General features: G+C 51.7%; 18 protein-coding genes. 9 read left to right on the top strand and 9 right to left on the bottom strand.

Annotated features, from left to right (window positions below):
• Nucleotides 1-45 precede the first annotated feature (45 nt).
• The gene (locus tag BVC71_RS13945; protein WP_086452313.1) at nt 46-285 is read right to left on the bottom strand and encodes a hypothetical protein; all 240 of its coding nucleotides are present in this window, start codon (nt 283-285) and stop codon (nt 46-48) included.
• 200 nt (nt 286-485) lie between these two features.
• A complete protein-coding gene (locus BVC71_RS13940; protein WP_165767783.1) occupies nt 486-1,160 on the bottom strand; it encodes a GntR family transcriptional regulator in 675 nt (224 codons plus the stop codon).
• 290 nt (nt 1,161-1,450) lie between these two features.
• Between BVC71_RS13940 and acs the strand changes: the two genes are divergently transcribed.
• The 7 genes from acs (at nt 1,451) to BVC71_RS13905 (ending at nt 10,363) form a co-directional block, all read left to right on the top strand.
• The gene (acs, locus tag BVC71_RS13935) at nt 1,451-3,403 is read left to right on the top strand and encodes an acetate--CoA ligase (RefSeq protein ID WP_086452311.1); all 1,953 of its coding nucleotides are present in this window, start codon (nt 1,451-1,453) and stop codon (nt 3,401-3,403) included.
• A 144-nt stretch (nt 3,404-3,547) separates the two neighbouring features.
• Nucleotides 3,548-3,805, top strand: coding sequence for a DUF4212 domain-containing protein (locus BVC71_RS13930; RefSeq protein ID WP_086452310.1), 258 nt, complete (start codon nt 3,548-3,550; stop codon nt 3,803-3,805).
• Nucleotides 3,806-3,816: 11 nt separating this feature from the next.
• Nucleotides 3,817-5,574: a sodium:solute symporter family protein gene (locus BVC71_RS13925; RefSeq protein WP_086452309.1), complete on the top strand. Its 1,758-nt coding sequence runs from the start codon at nt 3,817-3,819 to the stop codon at nt 5,572-5,574.
• A gap of 93 nt (nt 5,575-5,667) precedes the next feature.
• Nucleotides 5,668-7,482 carry a putative nucleotidyltransferase substrate binding domain-containing protein gene (locus BVC71_RS13920; protein ID WP_240516869.1) on the top strand — a complete coding sequence of 605 codons (1,815 nt, stop codon included), beginning with the start codon at nt 5,668-5,670 and terminating at the stop codon, nt 7,480-7,482.
• Nucleotides 7,483-7,621: 139 nt separating this feature from the next.
• Nucleotides 7,622-7,975: a hypothetical protein gene (locus tag BVC71_RS13915; protein WP_133064550.1), complete on the top strand. Its 354-nt coding sequence runs from the start codon at nt 7,622-7,624 to the stop codon at nt 7,973-7,975.
• Nucleotides 7,975-8,349 carry a response regulator gene (locus tag BVC71_RS13910; protein ID WP_086452307.1) on the top strand — a complete coding sequence of 125 codons (375 nt, stop codon included), beginning with the start codon at nt 7,975-7,977 and terminating at the stop codon, nt 8,347-8,349. The genes BVC71_RS13915 and BVC71_RS13910 overlap by 1 nt, the downstream gene beginning before the upstream one ends.
• A complete protein-coding gene (locus BVC71_RS13905; RefSeq protein ID WP_086452306.1) occupies nt 8,339-10,363 on the top strand; it encodes a 3'-5' exonuclease in 2,025 nt (674 codons plus the stop codon). The genes BVC71_RS13910 and BVC71_RS13905 overlap by 11 nt, the downstream gene beginning before the upstream one ends.
• Here the strand turns inward: BVC71_RS13905 and BVC71_RS13900 are convergent.
• From BVC71_RS13900 to glf, 5 genes are all read right to left on the bottom strand, one after another.
• On the bottom strand, nt 10,343-12,286 hold the full coding sequence (locus tag BVC71_RS13900) for a polysaccharide biosynthesis protein (protein WP_086452305.1): 1,944 nt from the start codon (nt 12,284-12,286) through the stop codon (nt 10,343-10,345). The genes BVC71_RS13905 and BVC71_RS13900 overlap by 21 nt on opposite strands.
• Before the next feature lie 86 nt (nt 12,287-12,372).
• A complete protein-coding gene (locus BVC71_RS13895; protein ID WP_086452304.1) occupies nt 12,373-13,038 on the bottom strand; it encodes an ABC transporter ATP-binding protein in 666 nt (221 codons plus the stop codon).
• Nucleotides 13,035-14,171, bottom strand: a complete 1,137-nt coding sequence (locus BVC71_RS13890) for a KpsE/RkpR family capsule polysaccharide export protein (protein WP_086452397.1) — start codon at nt 14,169-14,171, stop codon at nt 13,035-13,037. The genes BVC71_RS13895 and BVC71_RS13890 overlap by 4 nt, the downstream gene beginning before the upstream one ends.
• A 41-nt stretch (nt 14,172-14,212) precedes the next feature.
• Entirely contained in the window at nt 14,213-15,139 is a 927-nt protein-coding gene (locus tag BVC71_RS13885) for a glycosyltransferase (RefSeq protein ID WP_086452303.1), read from the bottom strand.
• The gene (glf, locus tag BVC71_RS13880) at nt 15,136-16,284 is read right to left on the bottom strand and encodes a UDP-galactopyranose mutase (protein ID WP_086452302.1); all 1,149 of its coding nucleotides are present in this window, start codon (nt 16,282-16,284) and stop codon (nt 15,136-15,138) included. Before glf ends, BVC71_RS13885 begins: the two co-directional genes overlap by 4 nt.
• A gap of 167 nt (nt 16,285-16,451) precedes the next feature.
• Between glf and BVC71_RS13875 the strand changes: the two genes are divergently transcribed.
• A complete protein-coding gene (locus BVC71_RS13875) occupies nt 16,452-17,561 on the top strand; it encodes a polysaccharide biosynthesis/export family protein (protein WP_086452396.1) in 1,110 nt (369 codons plus the stop codon).
• Here the strand turns inward: BVC71_RS13875 and BVC71_RS13870 are convergent.
• Both BVC71_RS13870 and BVC71_RS13865 read right to left on the bottom strand, forming a co-directional pair.
• Nucleotides 17,556-19,058: a calcium-binding protein gene (locus BVC71_RS13870; RefSeq protein ID WP_086452301.1), complete on the bottom strand. Its 1,503-nt coding sequence runs from the start codon at nt 19,056-19,058 to the stop codon at nt 17,556-17,558. The genes BVC71_RS13875 and BVC71_RS13870 overlap by 6 nt on opposite strands.
• A 114-nt stretch (nt 19,059-19,172) precedes the next feature.
• The gene (locus tag BVC71_RS13865) at nt 19,173-19,961 is read right to left on the bottom strand and encodes an ABC transporter permease (RefSeq protein ID WP_165767782.1); all 789 of its coding nucleotides are present in this window, start codon (nt 19,959-19,961) and stop codon (nt 19,173-19,175) included.
• A gap of 240 nt (nt 19,962-20,201) precedes the next feature.
• On the opposite strand from BVC71_RS13865, the gene BVC71_RS13860 reads away from it, so the two are divergent.
• Nucleotides 20,202-21,212, top strand: coding sequence for a hypothetical protein (locus BVC71_RS13860; protein ID WP_133064549.1), 1,011 nt, complete (start codon nt 20,202-20,204; stop codon nt 21,210-21,212).
• The last annotated feature ends 20 nt before the right edge of the window (nt 21,213-21,232 follow it).

Below are 21,232 nucleotides of genomic sequence, written 5' to 3'. Positions count from 1 at the left end.
CATCCCCCTCAAACGGGTCACGGTTTTTCGTGGCCCGTTTATCCTTTAATGGGCGATTTCGTAGCTGATTTTGCCGCCGTCTACGTCTTCGACACGGGCAAGCTTGCCGCGCATAGCCAGTACTTTTAATTTTCTGTGGGCGCGATCACGTGTCCAACCAGAGTTGCTGAGCATACGGGCTAGTTCTTCGGCAGTAGTGGTGCCGCCACAAGCAGAAATGATTTTCAGACAGACTTCGTCCTCGGTCGCCGGATCGATTTCGAAAGAGTATTTACCGAGCGTCATGGCTTTCCTACGTGCTTCAGCTTACCTTGCGTTCTTTGCGGCCTAGGACCGCGCTACTAAAAGGTATTACGCAGAAATTTCGAAAAGGTTTCCGAAACGTGTTTGGACCTCTGCAGAATCTACCCACAGCTTTAAGATGACCAATGGCCGTAGTTGTTACTAGCTGTGCAGAAGACTGTAGGTTCTATCCTGTCGGACAGTTATTTGCGGGTCAGGCCAGCTTCGACCGCGCTCGCGTGTTTGCGGAAATGGCGATTAATCAACGCAGCAACCAATTCGCTGTTTCGATCCATCAATGCGTCAAAAATAGCCTGATGATCGGCGCGGCTATCTATCGGCATTCGGCGCCAAGGTGCTGCGATCGTCATATACCGAACCCAATGGGTCTGGTGCAGATCGCGCATCGCGCCCAGCCAGCGGTTTCCGTGGGCCGAAACGGTCGCGTCGTGAAAATCGCGGTTCGCTTGTTCCCAATGGAGCGCGCGTTCAGCGGGAACAGCCGCTTCAATACGTGCTAGACGGTGATGGGCTGCAACAAGATCGGCCTCCCATTGATCGTCGCCTTTGATGATCGACTGACGCAGAGCTTGTTCTTCGATCATACAACGGGTGTCGACCAATTCCCGGAAATCGGTCAGCGAAACATGAGCCGCCCGAAATCCGCGTTGTCCTTCGGAGGTTACAAGGTTTTCAGCCATAAGGCGGGATAGCGCTTCGCGGACGGTTGAAGCGCCTACATCATATCGTGTGCGCAACTCTTCGACCCGCAAACGGGACGCTGGTGCGATCTCACCGCGTAGCAATGAGTCGCGCAAATCGGCATAGACGCCTTCGATGGCCGTTTTGTACCCGTCTAGGTTGCGTTCATATGCCACGGTGGATTTTGTCCCGTTCGTTCGTTGCACCGCAGTATATCGACTGACCGTGCGGTTAAGTCAAAGGGTTCGGATCGAATTTGCCAAGTATCAGAAAAACCACGGAAATTTTTTCAAATTGAAAAGCCGTTTACAGATTTTCAATTCAAAAAGTAAAGGATTTTACAAAAAAACGTTGTTAGCGCCGTCAGTTAGGCGACCTTTGACAGACCTTTGTTGTATATCGTTTGGTAACGATCAGGGCTAATGGGAGTCGGCCTTGTGCAGAAAATAGAGTTTGGGAGGACGTCATGACTGATAAGCTGTACCCGCCGTCACAAGAGATTGTTGACCGCGCTCATATCGATGCCGCGAAGTACGAAGAAATGTATGCCGCATCGGTAAACGACCCTGAATCGTTTTGGGGTGACGCAGGTAAACGCCTGGATTGGATCAAGCCATACACCAAAGTTAAGAACACCAGCTTTGAACATGGTGCTGTAGACATCAAATGGTTCGAAGACGGCGTAATCAACGTTGCTGAAAACTGCATCGACCGCCATCTGGCGACCCGCGGCGAACAGACCGCGATCATTTTCGAACCAGATAGCCCAGAGGACGAAGCCCAGTACATCACGTACAATCAGCTGTCCGAAAAAGTGAACCGCATGGCGAACGTTCTGCTGAGCCAGGGCGTGATGCGCGGTGACCGCGTCGTTATTTATCTGCCGATGATCCCAGAAGCCGCCTATGCGATGCTGGCTTGTGCGCGTATCGGCGCGATCCATTCGATTGTCTTCGCAGGCTTTTCGCCTGACGCGCTGGCAAACCGCATCAATGACTCGGGTGCTAAGGTTGTTATCACCGCTGATACCGCGCCACGTGGCGGCCGTCGCACAGCGTTGAAATCGAACTGTGACGCAGCGCTGCTGCATTGTTCGGACAAAGTGCGCTGTCTGGTCGTAAAACACACCGGCGATCAGACCACTTGGATCGATGGCCGTGACGTTGACGTGAAATACCTGATGGAGCACGCGTCGCCAGAGTGCCCTCCACGTCCAATGAACGCCGAAGATCCGCTGTTCATCCTGTACACCTCGGGTTCGACCGGTAAACCAAAGGGCGTTGTGCATTCGACCGGCGGCTATCTGCTGTATGCGGCGATGACTCATCAGTACACATTCGATTATCACGAAGGTGACGTTTACTGGTGTACCGCTGACGTGGGTTGGGTCACTGGCCATTCGTACATCGTTTACGGCCCGCTGGCGAACGGCGGCACGACCCTGATGTTCGAAGGCGTTCCAACTTACCCAGACGCAGGCCGTTTCTGGGCTGTTTGTGAAAAACACAAAGTGAACCAATTCTACACTGCACCAACCGCGATCCGTTCGCTGATGGGGCAGGGCAACGAATTCGTTGAAAAATACGACCTGTCGTCGGTCCGCATTTTGGGCACCGTGGGGGAACCTATCAACCCAGAGGCTTGGAACTGGTACAACGACGTAGTCGGCAAAGGTAAATGCCCGATCGTTGACACTTGGTGGCAGACTGAAACCGGTGGTCACATGCTGACACCGCTGCCGGGTGCAACGGCAACCAAACCGGGTTCGGCAACAAAACCGTTCTTTGGCGTGCAGCCTGTTCTGCTGGACAGCGTCACCGGCAAAGAAATCGACGAAACCGCAGCCGAAGGCGTCCTGTGTATCAAAGACAGCTGGCCGGGTCAGATGCGTACCGTTTATGGCGACCATGAACGTTTCATGCAGACCTACTTCAGCGACTTTAAAGGGTACTATTTCACCGGTGACGGCTGCCGCCGCGATGCCGATGGGTACTACTGGATCACTGGCCGCGTTGATGACGTGATCAACGTATCGGGTCACCGCATGGGCACGGCAGAGGTAGAAAGCGCATTGGTCGCGCACGCAACCGTCGCCGAAGCCGCAGTTGTTGGTTATCCGCACGACATCAAAGGTCAGGGCATCTACTGCTACGTGACTTTGATGAATGGCCAAGAGCCGTCGGATGAGCTGAAGAAAGAACTGGAAAAATGGGTTCGCACCGAAATCGGTCCGATCGCCAAACCAGACGTGATCCAGTGGGCACCTGGCCTGCCGAAAACACGTTCGGGCAAGATTATGCGCCGTATTCTGCGCAAGATTGCAGAAAACGACACCGGCAGCTTGGGTGACACTTCGACCTTGGCTGATCCTTCCGTGGTCGATGACCTGATCAAGAACTCGGCACATAACCAGGCATAAGTCGCCTGGGGTCATAAAAAATTGCTGGTCGCGGACAACGCGGCCAGTCCCCAAACTGGGGAAGGGGGACAGGCCGTTGTTTTGGGCTGTCTATCATTTCCTTCGGTTGAGGAGCCGTAGGAGGGGTAAAATGGAGGAAGTCTCATGGCTAATCAAAGCGATAACAACGCTTACTGGGCCGCGAACAAACGGATCATCGGCATCAGCCTTGTGATTTGGTTTATTTGTTCGTTTGGCTTTGGCATTCTGCTACGCCCATTGCTGGCGAGCATTAATGTTGGTGGTACGGACCTAGGTTTCTGGTTCGCACAGCAAGGTTCGATCCTTGTCTTCTTGGTTCTGATTTTTGCCTACGCGGCAAAAATGAACAAGCTCGATAAAGAGCATGGCGTAGACGAATAAGGGGACCAACAATGGATCAATTTACGCTCAACCTGCTGGTTGTGGGTGCTACCTTTGCGCTCTACATCGGCATCGCGATCTGGGCCCGCGCGGGTTCCACATCTGAATTCTACGCTGCGGGTCGCGGCGTTCACCCTGTCGTCAACGGCATGGCAACTGGCGCTGACTGGATGTCGGCGGCATCGTTCATTTCGATGGCTGGTATCATCGCATTTGGTGGCTACAACACTTCGGCTTACCTGATGGGCTGGACCGGTGGTTACGTTCTGCTGGCAATGCTGTTGGCACCGTATCTGCGCAAATTCGGCAAATTCACTGTACCTGAATTCGTTGGCGACCGTTTCTACAGCCAAACCGCACGTACCGTGGCAGTTATCTGTCTGATCGTTGCGTCGATCACCTACGTTATCGGTCAGATGACCGGCGTTGGCGTTGCGTTCTCGCGTTTCTTGGAAGTTGATAACCTGACTGGTCTGTTGATCGGTGCTGCGATTGTTTTCTTCTACGCTGTTATCGGCGGCATGAAGGGCATCACCTACACGCAGGTTGCCCAGTACGTTGTGCTGATTATCGCATACACTATCCCAGCGATCTTTATTGCGTTGCAGCTGACTGGTAACCCAATCCCAGCGATCGGTCTGTTCTCGTCGACCGCAACGGACATCGCTGGTGTTCCTGCTGGTGCACCTTTGCTGCAAACCTTGGAAGGTTTGGTGACCGATCTGGGCTTTGCGTCCTATCTGGAACAATCTGACACCACGCTGAACATGTTCCTGTTCACCGTATCGCTAATGATCGGTACCGCAGGTCTGCCACACGTCATTGTACGTTTCTTTACGGTTCCTACCGTTAAAGACGCACGTTCGTCGGCAGGTTGGGCACTGGTGTTCATCGCTCTGCTGTATCTGACGGCTCCGGCTGTTGGTGCAATGGCGCGTCTGAACCTGATCGATACCTTCTGGCCAAACGGCATCAACGAAGCAGCAGTTTCCGTTGAAGAAATCGAAACCAACGAAGATCTGGCTTGGGTCCGTAACTGGGAACAAACTGGTCTGCTGGGTTTCGAAGATAAAAACGGCGACGGCACCATCGAATATCGCGCTGGTGACTCGAACGAGCTGACCGTGAACCGCGACATCATGGTTCTGGCCAACCCAGAAATTGCGAACCTGCCTGGTTGGGTTATCGCTCTGGTCGCTGCAGGTGGTCTGGCTGCTGCGCTTTCGACAGCTGCGGGTCTACTGATGGCAATCGCTTCGGCTGTTTCGCACGACTTGATCAAATCGCAGATCAATCCGTCGATCAGCGAAAAAGGCGAACTTCTGGCTGCTCGTATCGCGATGGCTGTTGCAATCGTTGTCGCAACCTATCTGGGTGCGAACCCTCCAGGTTTCGCAGCGCAAACCGTTGCTTTGGCATTCGGTCTGGCAGCTTCGTCGATCTTCCCTGCACTAATGATGGGCATCTTCTCGAAGCGTATCAACAACAAGGGCGCTGTGGCTGGTATGCTGGCAGGTCTGGGTGTGACTTTGCTTTACATCTTCTTGCACAAAGGCTGGTTCTTCATCGCTGGTACCAACTCGTTCACCGATGCTGACCCACTGCTGCTGTCGATCAAATCGACTTCGTTCGGCGCAGTTGGTGCTCTGATCAACTTCATCGTAGCATTTGTTGTATCGAACGCGACTGACGAGCCACCAGCAGAGATCCAAGATCTGGTCGAAAGCATCCGCATCCCACGTGGTGCAGGCGCTGCGGTTGATCACTGATCTTGACCTCGGTCATATCTCACCGCCAATGTGAGATGTAATTAAAGGGCGCGGGTTTTTGGCTCGCGCCCTTTTCACATCGGGGATCGACCATTGGATAGCAGTGACATTCAAAAATTTCTGGCCACAACGCACCCCTATGACGGATTGGATTCCGACGCGCGGAATGCGGTAATGCAGACTTTGGTTCGGTGCGATGTTCCGGCAGGCATCGAAGTCTATCAGTTTGGCCAAAAATTGGACGGTGTTTGGCTGATCCAAAGCGGTACAGTCGAAGTGACCGATAGATCAGGCGCTTTGGTTTCGATTTTGGGATCACGTAACCATTTCGGCGAACGTGGCTTGTTACGCGATGGGAATGCCGCGACGACCGCAAAAGCGGCCACAGATGTTGTTTTGTATCTGTTCCCAGCAGAGCCTTTCTTAAAAGCGGTCCAGGATTTCCCTACCTTTAACCGCTATTTTTCCCGTGGCGGTACCCGAGGGTTAAGCCAAGACGGGTTAATGACGCTGCAAGTGTCAGAAATGCTGGGGCACGAACCGGTGACTTGTAGCCCCGACACCTCTATCCGTGAAGCTGCGCGCATCATGCGTGACGAACGTATTTCTTCTTTGGGCATTGTCGATCGGGGTTTGCTGGTCGGGTTGGTAACCGTCCGAGACATGAACGGCAAAGTCGTCGCTGACGGATTGGACCCTAACAAACCGATTTCCGAAGTTATGACGAAAAATCCCATTTCTCTGGCGCCATCTGCGTTGGGGTCCGACGTGATGCACAAAATGATCGATCATAAAATCGGACACTTGCCGGTGGTCGAAAATGGCCATTTCAAAGGGATGATTACACAAACCGATCTGACGCGGTTTATGGCAACATCGCAGGCGCAAATGATTGCTGATTTGGGGCGTGCCACGTCGGTTCAGGAAATGTCAGCGGTGACAGCACGGTTGCCGGAATTTTTGATGCAATTGGTGGGCAACCATTTGGCTCATGATGTTGTTACGCGCAAAGTCACCGATGTCGCCGATATCGTGACCCAGCGCCTGATTAAAATGGCTGAACATAAATTGGGGTCCGCGCCGGTTGCCTTTTGTTGGGCTGCGTGCGGTAGCCAAGGGCGAGGCGAACAAACAGGCGTGTCGGATCAGGACAATTGTTTGATTATCCACGACAGCGCGACCGACGATGACATGCGGTATTTTGAACAGCTTGCGCATTTTGTCTGCGACGGGTTGAACCACTGCGGCTATGTGTATTGCCCAGGTGATATGATGGCTACGGCAGATCGGTGGCGGCAACGCGTGTCTGTCTGGCAAGGATATTTTGCAAAATGGATCAATACGCCAGACGATACAGCGCAGATGCTAGCGTCAGTCATGTTTGATCTACGGCCCATTGCGGGTGACGAACGCCTGTTCACATCGATGCGCGATGGCGTTGCCGAGATGGCGGCGAAAAATTCGATCTTTGTTGCGCACATGATCGGGAATGCGTTGAAACACACGCCGCCACTATCGTTGTTTCGCGGATTTGCCACGATCAAATCGGGCGAACATCGCAACAGTTTGGATATGAAACATAATGGCGTCGTGCCAATCGTCGATCTGGGTCGCGTCTATGCGTTGCGCGGGCAAATCGATGCGGTGAACACGCGCGCACGGATCGATGCCGCGATAGAGGCTGGCACGATATCCGACACTGGCGGCGCGGATCTGCTGGCGGCGTATGACACGATCGCGACTGTTCGATTGGAACATCAGGCAGCACAGGTCAGATCGGGGTCGAAACCTGATAACTATTTGGTTCCGTCTAGCCTGCCTGCGTTTGAACGGTCACACTTGCGCGATGCTTTTGTCATCGTGCGCACAATGCAAAGCGCGCTGTCGTCATCATCGGCTGCGCGATAGGGGGGATATTGGGATGTTAATGGAATTTATGGCCGTAATTGTTGCGGGCGGTGCGATGGCCGGTATTTTTATTGGCCTGCAAAAAATACTGAAGGGGCGGTTGCCAAAATGGACAATACCCGCTGCTGCGGGGGTGGGGATGTTACTGACCAGCATAGCTATCGAATACAGCTGGTATGACACGTCCCGCGCAAAATTGCCGGCGGGCAGTACCGTGATCGATACAGTCGAAGTTCAGGCATTTTATAAACCGTGGACTTATATTTGGCCCTTTACCGAGGGCCTTCTAGCAGTCGGGCCGATCCAGATTAACGGTGATTTGCGCGAAACCACAATTCACCGCCGCATGCGTTGGCAAACACCCGAAGAGGTCGCCATTCAGTTAGATTGCGCGAACAATTCGATCGCGCGGGCGTTAGTCAACGGCGGGTATGAAGACCCTGTCGAACTAGCTGAAACAGACCCTATTCTGGCTAAAGTGTGTAGTTCGTGATGAAGGGCAAACAGATCCTATTGGTCGAGGACGAACAAACCGTCGCCCATGCGGTCTGTGTTTTGATCCGGCAATTGGGCGGTGACGTTGTACACACACGTACCGCCGAAGATGCATTTACGTTGATGACGCGTAACAGACCCGATGCTTTGGTTATCGATGCTAATTTGCCTGGAATGTCGGGCTATGCCCTGTGTCAGTCCATTGCGAGCCGTAATGACATGCCGATCCTTTTGATGACGTCCCGACGAGGTGAGTTCGAAAATCGAAAGGCAACCGCATTGGGTGCGACGGGCCTATTGGTCAAACCCTTTGATGCCAAAACATTGCGGGTAAGCCTAACGAAATTGTTGGAGGAAGCGGATGAAGCTTAGTTCCATGCATCTTAGGCTACGTGTCTTTTTGTTTTTTGCGTTGATTGCTGTTGCTGGATTTTCTGTTTTTGTTCTTGGCCTCTGGCTCGGCTCTGATCGTGCGGACGGGTTGGTCCTTGCTGGCATTATCGGGGGATTTGGCCTGACAGCTTTGGTCACATGGGTTTGGTGGTTGTTTGATAAAAACCTAGCCCAGCCGATGCAGGAATTGGCGGGTGCCCTGTCTGCGCGGACACATGGCGTCGGTGCTGCGATTGATCGGGATGGGATCAAATACTTGGGTGATTTAGGGCCAGCCGCCATGCAAGCGGCCCGCCAGATGACCGAATATCAAGGCAGCTTTAGCGATAATATAGCCAAAGAAACCAAAGCGGTCATTCAAGAGAAAGAAAGATTAGCAGCACTTGCCGATGATGTGGCCTATGGTGTGATCATGTGCAGTGCGCAGCACAGAATTGTTTTTTATAACGCTGTTGCCGCGTCAATGCTGAATGGCGCTGAATGTCAGCCCGGTCTGGGCCACAGCATTTTTGATTTTTTGGCACGTGACAGTATCAGCAACGCCTACGATCGCCTTAGGTCTGATAGCAACAATTCTGGTATGCGGTTCAACGTTTCGACAGCGGATAGTACTGGGTTCATATCTGTACGGATGCGTTTGATACACGGGGGCGGTTACGTTCTATCTTTAGACCCTGAAACTGCGCAAATAAGTCAAAGTAGCGCGCTACTTGCCTCGATTTTCACGGATTTGGGGCCCCGCATCATGTCTTTACGGACTGCGCTATCTTTGCGTGCGGAACTGCCTGAATTGATGAATGACCCTGAGATGGATCAGGCAATGGCGACCGACCTTGGTGAATTGTTGGATCGTCTGTCTGAAATGACCGATGACTATGATCAGCTAAGGTCAGACATGGGCGCTAAAGTCGAACCTGTGTCAGCAACTTATGTCGTGAATGCGGTCAAAGATCAGTTCCCAGACTTAGTGGTGGATGGTGCTGAATTAACCCTGCGGGTGGCTGCAAACGATATCATTGCCCTGATCGGTCATGTCATTCGCGCCTTGCAGTCAGAGGTAAAGGCCCGCGCTGTCAGCTTTATCATCGTGCCAGATCAAACTGGTGCAATGGCCGTAATTGGCTGGATGGGCGATGCTGTTCATTATGATGATCTAGCTCGGTGGTTGAGCCAACCCGTTGCGCATAATGTGACGGGGCATCAAATTCTGCACGATCAAAACCTAGAAATTTGGCCCGAAGCGGGACGGGTCGGTCGCGCGGTAATTAAATTGCCATTACCTGTCGCGAAACCATCCGAGTTTTTGTCAATTCAACGTAAAGGGGCGTATGATTTCGGCCTAATTGAAAAATCAGTACCAGATATTTTGGCCGATACTGATTTAGCTGATTTGACCTATGTTGTGTTCGATACTGAAACAACTGGCCTGCACCCTGAACGTGGCGATGAAATTTGCCAAATTGCTGCTTTGCGTGTTGTAAATAGCCGGGTCATACCCACGGAAGAGTTCGATACGCTGGTCAATCCCGGGCGCGTTATTCCGGCGGCATCGACCGCGATCCATCATATTACCAATGACATGGTCGAAATGGCGCCAAGCATCAAAATTGTTGGTGCGCAGTTTCATTCGTTTGCCCGCGGGTCTATTCTGGTTGCCCATAACGCACCATTTGATCTGGAATTCCTACGCCGCAAGCAAACGATTATCGGGAAAGAGTTCTCAAATCCTGTGATCGATACGGTGCTATTGTCTGCCGTTGTTTTTGGTCAAGATGCTGAACATACGTTGGATGCGGTTTGTGATCGGTTGGGTATCTTTATTCCCGAAAATGTGCGTCACACGGCGATGGGCGATACCATTGCAACTGCCGAGGCGTTTTTAAAAATGCTGGCAATGGCACGCAGCAAGGGGATCGTGACCTTTGGTCAACTGATCGAACAGACCCGCAAACACCGCAGGCTCATCGCAGATCTAAACGCTGATCACCTTTAGATGGCTAGGGGTAGATTTATCCGGTTTGGCGGGCGACCAAATCAGGTCGGTAATGTCGCCGGACGGATTGAACCCTGTTGGAGCGGACTGGATAAGGTCGCGAAGGCGTTCAACGTCAAACGTTTTGCAGGCCAGCATCAACTGATCCAGTAGCAGCTCTAGTTCAGATTTTGACAGCTGTTTCTCATGCGCTGTCATGATGCGCGGGTGCGCGGTGCCCGACGGGTTATCCCCGATCAACAGCTCTTCGTAGAGTTTTTCACCTGGACGCAGTCCCGTGATGCGGATGGCAATGTCACCTGTTCCGGACGTGTCATCGTCTTCGAAATATGGAACCAGCCCGTGCAATCGCGCCATCTGCACCGCCATATCGACGATCTTGACAGGTTGTCCCATGTCCAAAACGAACACATCGCCGCCTTTCGCCATCGATCCAGCTTGGATAACCAGCGCCGCAGCTTCGGGGATTGTCATAAAGAAACGGTTAATATCGCGGTGCGTGACCGTGATTGGCCCGCCTGCTTCGATTTGTTTGGTAAATCGAGGTATGACCGATCCCGAAGATCCCAAAACATTGCCAAATCGTACCATCGAAAAACGGGTGGTGGATTGCGCTGCCGCCATTGCCTGACAAACTAGTTCGGCCAAGCGTTTCGATGCACCCATAAAGTTTGTTGGTCGAACAGCTTTGTCAGTGGAAATCAAAATGAAATTTTCGACTTTGGCAGTCACCGCGGCATCCGCCAGAATTTTTGTTCCAAAGACATTGTTGCGGATGCCTTCGACGACGTTCATTTCAACCAATGGCACGTGTTTGTACGCTGCCGCGTGGTAAATGGTTTGAATACTAAATGTGTTTAGAGTCGCCGCAATGCGTCCTTCGTTTTGGACAGAACTGATAACAGGAACGAGCGCTATGTCTAAATTACGATCAGTGATAAGCTGGCTCAGCTCATCATGGATTGAATACAGCGCGAATTCCGACACGTCCAAAAGAACCAGTTGTTTGGGCTGCTGATCGATGATTTGACGGCATAGTTCACTACCGATCGACCCACCCGCACCGGTTACCAATACAGATTTCCCACGAATGTTGCTTTGCATCAAGTGTGGGACCGGCGGAACAGGATCGCGACCTAAAAGCTCTTCGATAGAAATGTTCCGAAGTTCGGAAATCTGCGCTTTGCCGTTAATCAGATCGGCCATGCCTGGCAACGTTTTCACTTCTACTGCTTTGCTGGCCAACTTATCGATGATCACGCGGCGTTCTTTTCGGGTCGAGCTAGGCATTGCAAGCAAGACCGCTTCGATACCGCATTTATCGAATTGTTCAGCTGCTTCCTCGTAAGCCATCACAGGCAGGCCAAAAATTGTTCGACCCTGTAGCGACCGATCATCGTCGATAAACATGAGCGGACGGTACTCAGGCGAATGATTCAGTGCGTGCAGCAATTGTCGTCCAGATTCTCCGGCACCATAAATGGCGACGGGATCGCGATCGTCTTTTGCGGTTCGACCATACGCCTGACGAAACGCAAAACGCGTTCCGCCGACGGCCAGAAACAGCAGCGCAAAATAAATGACGGGCACCGAAATCGGAATCGGAAGGCCCAATGTTAAAGTAGTTGTCAACATGACCGCTGCAGAGAACGCGACGCCAACGCCTACCGCTATTAAGGCTTGGTGGGAAAAGAACCGAACGACAGCGCGATATAGTCCTTTGCGGGCAAAGACATAAAGTGTCGCTGGCAAGACAGTCGCCAAAACAATCCACGCTCTTGGATCAAAGGCAAAATGTTCATGGCGTAATACCATAGCCGCGCCAAAACAGGCCGCTATCAAGATCGTATCGAACAATACCTGGATAGAGCGTTTTGCAGTGCGGCTAAGACCGGCGATAGGCGCAAGAATACCAAATAACATTTTAAACCTTAATCTACGTCCTATGCCCAACCACGTACAACCTATAGTTTTGCGTGTCCACCTAGTAGGAGTGTAAGAACATGCCCTTATGCAAATAGCTTATCACGATAGTAGGTAAATGCATCATTTACGTTGTCAAAGTGAAATAACGTTCCTTCTTCCAAAATGACGGCCCGGTCACATAGCTGGCGTAATTGATCGAGGTTGTGGCTAACGACAATGGCGCTGGCCGATTTGATGCGATCTTTAAATATCTGTTGGCTGGTTTTGCGAAAGTTTGCATCGCCGACGGATGTTACTTCGTCCACAAGATACGTATCAAATGGCAGCGCCATCGATAGCGCGAATGCCAATCTTGATCGCATTCCAGATGAATAATCGCGGACGGGTTCGTGAAAATGTCTGCCCAAGCCCGCCATGGTTCGAACGTTTTCGATCAGCGTTTCGCTATCTGCGCCATGAACTCTTGCGCTGAACCTACAATTCTGGGCGGCGGTCAAATCGCCGTGGAATGATCCTGCAAATCCAACGGGCCAACTGACGCGCCCGTTTCGTAAAACGGCACCGGCATTTGGCCGCAGCGCCCCCGATATGATCCGTAACAACGTCGTTTTGCCCGCGCCATTACGCCCAATAAGCGCGGTTGATTTGCCTTTTTCAAAATCATAACTGATCTGCCGCGCGACTTGGGTGACGCCGTTTTGGCGACGAAACCCATGGCTAATGTCGGATAGGCGCACCGCGTAGGTCATGGCCGGTCGCGCAAAGAATAATAGACCAAGGTGAATACGGCCCAGCCCATTAGGCAGAAAAACAGAACGCCCCCGACCGTTGTCCATTTTTTAGGGTAGGTCGATTTTTCAGCTAAAGTTGGCTGGATATACGCGGCTAAATACAGAGATTGTCGCTGCGCTTCGGCGACGGCAATATCATAGGCTTGACGCGCTGCAGTATAGGCCAATTCGGCAAATTCACGATCAGCGGCAAGCCGTTCATATTCAGCAATTGTTGCGACATAGGCCGCGTCGCTGCTGTCGCCGATCCCGAATTTCGCCCGTTCCTCGTCAATGCGTTTGCCAATAACGTCAATCCGTCGGTTCAGTTGATCTAGCCGTGGATCGGTTGAGGTAACATTGCCCAACAGCAAATCATACTCGATCAATGTTTCGGCCAATTGCGCCTGCAATGTTGTCAGCAGCCCCATTTGGCCCTGAACGTCGGCTTCTGGATCAACAATTTGGTTGCGGATGCGAAATTCGGTCATGTCTTCGCGGATGTCGCGTAGCCGATCTTCGGCGCGTTCCAAATCGGCGAGCGCATAGCGTGTTGCGTCGGCGCGGGCCTGTTCAGACAGTGCGTTTACCATTTGTGTTGAATGGTCATAAATCGCTTGGGCGATAGATTGCGCGTCATGTCGATCAAAGGCGCGTGCAGTGATTTCGATCAGCCCGGAATTTGTATCGTAACCGACCATCGACATGCGCTGCCAATAACGAGTCAAATCTTCGATTGTGCCGTCGGGATCGTAAGCCAACAAAGGATCATTCGAACGATAGCGGGAATACATCGCTGCGAGGTCGAGATAGGCATCAATGCGGGACACGATATCCTGGCTACGAATAAATGCGTCCAGAACATCGCTTTCTGTTGATGTGCTTGCACCCAAACTGCGTCCAAGACCACCCAGCAAATCGGTTGTAACGGATTGGTCTTCGACCCGAACAGTAAAGCCCAAAGTCGAGGCATACTGATCTTTGGCAACCGCGAACATGTAGCCTGCTGTTGCCAGTACGGGCAGCGCGACCATCAGAACAAATAGCAGCGCTAGACCGCGATGGCGCGGGCGAATGTAAGCGGGCGATGCGATTCTCTGGCTGTCCGTCATTTTTCGATCGTTAGCCCAATTCATGAAGATTGGGTTTCACCTTACTGGTTTGCTGAATTACGGCAACCCGAACTGATTGGGCCGCGTTTCCCGCGAATGCCATCAATGATCGCTTTGCGGAAAATCTGAAAATACTGGCGTCTTTCGACGCCGTTCAATGACATACCACGCCGGGTCCAGATCATAAGCAAATATATCATTGCGACGGGCGCCAGATATCCCGCCGCCATTTTTGCGACAAACGTCCCATTTCGGATGGTGTAATAGTTTTTCCAAAGCGGGCGATAGGCACCGCCAGAACGTAAGGTTTCACAGTCGTGGTAAAATCTGATGTCTGGTTCGTACCTGATATGCCACCCAGCACGGCGCATAGATAGGCTGTACAGAATATCGTCCGAGTACAAAAACAGATCCGCTTCAGGTGGACCCATGGAACGCGCAACCTGCCCGTTTAGAAAGAAACCAACGAACGTCGCTGCATCAATCTCTTGGGCATTGTCTACTGTGAACCCTTTACGCCCATGCCGTAAAGCGGCCCAAGCCCGTTTAGACATCCCCCAAAACGGATTGATTAGGGGTTTATTCATCTCGCACGGTGTTCCGTCCGGCAAATCGACACGCGCGGCAATCGCGCCGATGTTCGTTTCAAGGTTTTCTGTCAATGCGCGGAACAGATCAATTGAACCCGGGGTGGGATGGGCATCATCATCGAATAATACCAACCAATCTGCATTCGCCGTAGCGGTCACGCCGTGATGAAAACCGCCTGCTCCGCCAGTGTTGGTGGGGAGGGTGATTACCTGTAATCGGTCATCCGAAATTTGCGCCAGATAGTTTGCAGTGCCGTCGTTTGAGGCGTTATCGACGACAATGATCTTATCGAAACTTTCGTGCATGGCCGCATTGACCGCGTGGCGCAGTTTGTCCACACGGTTATGCGTGACAATAACAGCTGTTATCGTTGTCATAACGGGTCAGTTGCAAAGTTGGGGGACGGGCTGCCCGATGTTACCGCGCTACAATAGGCAGCGACGATGTCGATCGCGGCACGGATACAGGTATCCATGTTTAGATATCGATAGGTTCCTAATCGGCCCGCAAAGGTGACATTGGGTGCAGCTTTGGCCATGTCGACATACGATTTTAATTGATCCCGTTCTGACAGTTTGCGCGTCGGGTAATAGGGGGTGTCGGTCGGGCCGCAGGCTTTGGATGTTTCAATCGAAATAACTGTTTCGTTGTGGTCTTCCCAAGGGGCCAGGTGTTTGTGTTCTGTGACCCGCGTATAAGGGGCGGAGATATCGCCATAATTCATCACCGCGCAGCCCTGCCAATCGCCCGCTTTCCGCGCCATTTCAAAACTCAAGGTCCGATACCCCAATCGCCCGTGTATAAAATTGAAATAGCTATCAATTGTACCCGTCCAAAAACAATGGTCGTAATCTGATATGTCTTGGGCCGTGCAGGTCGTGTTTAGCTGTAAATCAATCTGGGGGTGGTCCAGAATATTTTGGATCAGCGCGGTGTATCCATCTGCTGGTATGCCTACCAGTCGATGGTCAAAATACCTGTCGTCATAGTTAAATCGGACCGGAAGCCGCGCGAAAACCTGTGCAGGAATTTCGGTAGGATCGCAGCCCCATTGTTTGATCGTGTATCCACGAAAAAACGCCTCGTATAGGGGACGGCCAATAGATGCCAACGCCGCCTGTTCAAAGTTTTGTGGCGCCTGAAAATCTTCGCATTGATCGGCTAGAAATGCGCGTGCTTCGTCGCTGTTAAATGTTTTGCCAAAGAATTGATTGATCGTCTGCAAATTGATCGGTAGCGAATAGACCGAAGACTGCACCGTTGTGCGTACACTGTGGCGATAAGGTTTCATCGTTGTGAATTGGCTGACGTATTCCCAAATTTCGGTGTCTGTGGTGTGGAAAATATGAGGGCCATACCTGTGAACCATAACGCCCGATTGTTTATCACGCTCTGTGTGACAATTGCCGCCGACGTTGCTACGGGCATCGCAAATTGTGACCTGATGGCCGTTATTTGCCAATTCGCGGGCAATGACCGCGCCTGAAAAACCGGCGCCTACGACAAGAATACTTTGGTTCATTTTGCGAATTATCTGGCCTTTGGGTACACTTTGACGGGTATCGTGTTTATTGGTGGGATGCTACTAAATCTTGTATTTCCCTGCGATTGCGCCCCTAGAAATTATTGACCTTAGGGGTGGTCATAGTAAGGTACGATAAATTTCTAATAATGGACGTCGGGGTATTTATGGGGTTTCCACTTCGCATGATCGTGGCCGCTGGCCTTTGCTTGGGGCTGACGGCGTGCGTGACGCCGCGTGGGGCAGGCTTCCAATCCGAAGTAATTTCGGCCTCTCGACCTGAAAATCAAGAGGCATTGAATTTTCAAGTCGTTCCCGTCACAGAAGAAACCCGCGCTGCGTTGTCGTATTGGCCAGCCGTCGGAGAAGAGGCCCGCAGCTGGATCCGCAACGCAGGTCAACCGTCATCGTTGATCGTCGCATCGGGCGATGCAATTTCTGTGACCGTTTGGGACACCGAAGAAAATTCGCTGCTGGCGGGCATGGGTGGTCGCATGGCCCAGTTGCAGGACGTGATTGTGTCGTCGAACGGTGAAATCAATTTACCGTATATTGGTGATTTGCGCGTTGCTGGTATGTCGATTGATACTCTGCGCGACCGTATCGAAGAACGCTATGCCGAAACCATTCCATCGGCGCAGGTTCAGGTACAAGTCAAACCGGGCCGTGCGAACCACGTTAATTTGGTTTCGGGCGTATCTTCCCCTGGAGTGTATCCGTTAGAGGGTCGCGATGTCACCGTGATGTCCGTGCTGGCCCAAGCAGGCGGTGCAGCGGCAACATTAGAAAACCCGCAAATGACGTTGATCCGTGGTCAGCATATTTATGGCATTTCTCTAGAACGACTGTTTGATCACCCTGAATTGGATGCAGAGGTGCGAGGCGGCGATCGCATTATCGTGACCGAAGATGAACGCAAATTCCTGTCGCTGGGTGCTGCGGGATCGCAAGCCGAACATGTCTTTCCTTCCGACGTTGTGACCGCTGCGCAAGCGTTGTCGATTATCGGCGGTGTCGATGCGGCCCGCGCGAACCCCAAAGGTATTTTGGTTCTGCGTGAATATCCATTAACGGCGGTACGTTCAGATGCAGGCGGCCCGAATAAGGAACGCGTTGTGTTCACGATTGATCTGACAACGGCAGACGGTTTGTTTGCTGCGCGTAACTTCGATCTAATGGACGGCGATTTGGTCTACGCAACCGAAAGCCCTGTTAATGCGGCCCGAAGCATTTTGGGTCTGATCGGCACGGCATTGGGCGTATCGAACAGCCTATAACGTCCAATCATCGTCTTTGACCTGAGTGTCTGAAATTAAAATGGTCCCGCATTGCGGGGCCGTTTCTGGCTCTGCAGTGTTCGTATCAATTAGCGTCATGTTTGAGTACCGTGAAATCGGAACCAACTCTTCGATTGTGAATAGGTCAGGAGTCAATTCGGCGTCGGATTGTATGTACAAAACCTCATCACCATAGCTGATGGATAGGCCGTGATCCGTGATGTCGAATGTCAGTTGATCAATATTCCGAATGATACCCCAGCCGCTGATGTCGATCCTGTCTACTCCGTGTTCATAGACCGTAATAGAGTCGGCCTTACCATCTGCGGCAAACACAAAAACATCCGCGCCTAATCCACCCGTTAGGTTATCAACACCAGCATCATCAAAAAGAATGTCGTCGCCAATAGATCCGGTAAGGTCATCATCCGCCTTCGTTCCGGCAACTTGATCTCCATTGATTGTATAGGTGAATTTGGCAATTCCCCCTTCGGTCGCAGAGGCGGCGTAAATCGTGACCGTGTCGTCAGTCGCCTGAATTTCTAAATCAGCGACATCAGCAATAGACAGTTCGACGGTATCAACGATCTGCGCGACTGGTTCTAACTGTCCATTGGGTAGTAACGTAAACAAAGTGATCCCGTCATCCGCACCACCAGCGGCCACCCATATCCGTCCGTCGGATTGGACTACGGCCAGCGCCGTGATGCCGGCAAACCGGGTGCCTAATCCATCGATAACATGGTCGACGGATTGCAGCGTTCCGCCGGTTTGCATTTGCAATACCGTGATGGAATTGCTTTGCGCACCAGCGACCAAAACAAAAGTATCTGTGGCGGTGCTGATCGTTTCAACGTCCGTCGGGGCACTGGTCCACAAACCATTATCAGCGTTATATGATCCGACTTCGTTTAAGAAACCGTTCCATCCGATATACCAGACTGACAAACCGTTGCCTTCTAGCGCGGTCGTCAACAAATAGTCCGCGCCATCGTAGGTGGCCGTCGTCACGGCTGTGATGTTCTGGGTAAAGGTGCGGGTTTGGTCTGCATATGTGCGGCTAAGGGTCAGTTCTGCGTCTGTGGTTAAACGCAATCGTCCTAGGCCTTCGCCTGTATAGAACCCGCTATAGACACCAATTTGCCCGTTGGGTAAAACAGTTGCCGTTGCCACAGATATGTCATCAGACCAATCGAATTGACCAAGGTTCACGATCTGCCCGAAATAGCCATCGGTCACGGATATGACCTGGATATCCCCACTGACGCCGCCGCCTGTTAAGATTGCGGGGCCAGTGGACAATTGGAGATACACCAAATTGGGATCAATCCCTGCCAAATCAACATGGGTGAGCGCGTAAGTGTCGATAATCGTGAGCGTTTCGTCGTAGCTGTCGATTTGCCCGCCATAGCGGGTTGTTGCGACCAGGTATCCATCAACCAAAATTAAATCAGTATAGGCTGTCGATGCAATTTGCCCTGCAAAAACAAGGTCCATTTTGTGCCCCCTTCGGCAGTCGAATAAGGGCAGGTTGGTGCGAGGCTGTTGGGATAGCGGGGCTAAAAAAAGGCGCGAAAGCGTCTATTGGATTTGTTTTGGTTCAATGTTGTTTCAATTGATCCGGTCGTGCGATTTTCGCAGTAACATCAGGCCAATGACCAACATGACTAAACCTGTGCCAAATCCGTAAAAATACGACACGAAATCAGGGTGATAGCTTTGGTAAAATCCGCGGCGGAAAATGGAAACGGCGTGTATAATTGGGTTCCACCACAGCCAGAATTGCAGCGGTTCGGCCAAATTTTCAAACGTGTAAAATACACCCGATCCGAAAAATATGGGACGCGCCGCAATGGCCCAGATGCGGGACCAGAATGCAAAACGGCCCGTCAGGTAACAGTTGATAGTGCCTACACCGATTCCGATCAAAGCAACCATCGTTGTGCCAATGAAAATCGACGCAGGGTCGATCCAGATTGGCAGCGGATCAAATAGCAGGATGGCGCACAGCACGATTGTAGATACTACAATGCCCGTTCCCCAATGCAGGATGGTGCGTGCGATCATTGTATCGATCCACAATACCGCTGGATAAGCGATTAGTGGCCGAAAATAGCGCAGAGCGTTCATTAGTTTGCCGGAAAGTTCGCTGTAAATATGCAGCGGCAAGAATCCCGTTGCATAAAAAAGCATGAAATTCGTACCCAACGGCGGTGCGTGAAATACCAGCCCAAAACCCACTGCCATGACTACGATAAAACCCAGTGGTTCTAGTATTGCCCAAAGGTATCCACCGGGTGTGCGCCCGTAAATTGCTGACATTTCGTGCAAAATTATTGCGCCGATAGAGCGGGCTGACCGAACGGTCACAGCGTCGGTGTGCGGATAAACGATGGCCATGGCCCACCGTACCAGTTTGTTTTGCTCAGTCCAAACCAAACGTGATGGGCTCATTTTATCCTGAAAAGTAGGGGTTCCGTTACCTTTTCCTAAACTCCTAAATGCGTCATCTTTTATTTACGAAACGTTATGCTTTTGTCTGTCCGACCACATGCTACACAGGGTTGTGCACGTTTTGGACGTCAGTGCATCCAGACTTAAGGCCCAAAACTAATTTATTTATCATAGGTAATTTTTAGCGTGATGTTGGATTGGGAACTGCGATACGTGCAGGGCGGCGTAGACGCGTCGGCTGATATAAATCGACTGTTAGATCTGATGAAAGACACATTGGGTGCGACACGGATCGGTATAGCGAATGCAGCTCCGTCGGCGTTCACAAGGCTGAAACATTCCGCTTTGCCGCCGCGGCCTGCTGGTAAATTGGTGCGGCTCTATATGGCTAATCGACCATCCGAATTATCAGCTGCGATTGCGGATCCCGATTTCGACAAACCAGCCAAATATCGGATCGCGTGGATTTTCGAAAGCTTTTGGTCGGATGAAATACCAAAAATAAGTCTGTCAGCTTTTGATCTGATCATTCTTACGCAGTCCTGCGATGTCCCGTTATATCGCGAAGCCGGCGCGCGCGATATTCTGGTGTTACCATGGGGGTCAGATGTATTGCGGCTGGGTGCAGGCAGTAGTCATAGGCCGGTTGATGCTATCTGTCTGGGAGATCAGCCCAAGAATTTATTGCCAGAAGAAGAGTTCAAAAAAGAGGCGGAGGAGCTGGGTGTTCGTTATTCCAATGCGCCCGCTGCTGATCTAACGGTTCCACAGTATTTTGGGGCTTTGTCAGGCGCGAAATATGTAACGCTATTTTCAAACCTTGTGTCGCAACGGGGCGGCGGGCACCCGACGAAGGAATATTTCACGGGCCTGTGGGCAAATGCGCTTGCGTCAGGTGCCTCCGTTATAGGTATTGCCCCACACAGTGATCGTTCGTTTTCCGATATGCTATGGGATGGCGCGTTGATCGATGTCGGGTCGCCAGAACGTGGCAAATTCCAATCGGAATTGCGCAGGGCTGTCGCGAATTGGAGCAAAGATCAGCCGCGCCGTAATTATCTACGGTCGCTCGAACGTTTGGATTGGCGCTGGCGGATCAAAACCCTTTGTGAACATTTGGCAACCGATACGGATGCTCTGAAATCGCAGTTAGATGAGATTCAGGAATTCATCAGCGGAAACGTCACGATTAAATAGGATCGCTGCGATATTTAAGG

The organism is Marivivens niveibacter, assembly GCF_002150005.2.
Taxonomy (GTDB): Bacteria; Pseudomonadota; Alphaproteobacteria; order Rhodobacterales; family Rhodobacteraceae; genus Marivivens; species Marivivens niveibacter.
Note: the sequence above shows the minus strand (reverse complement) of the source record. Positions and strands in the feature narration are given on the sequence as shown.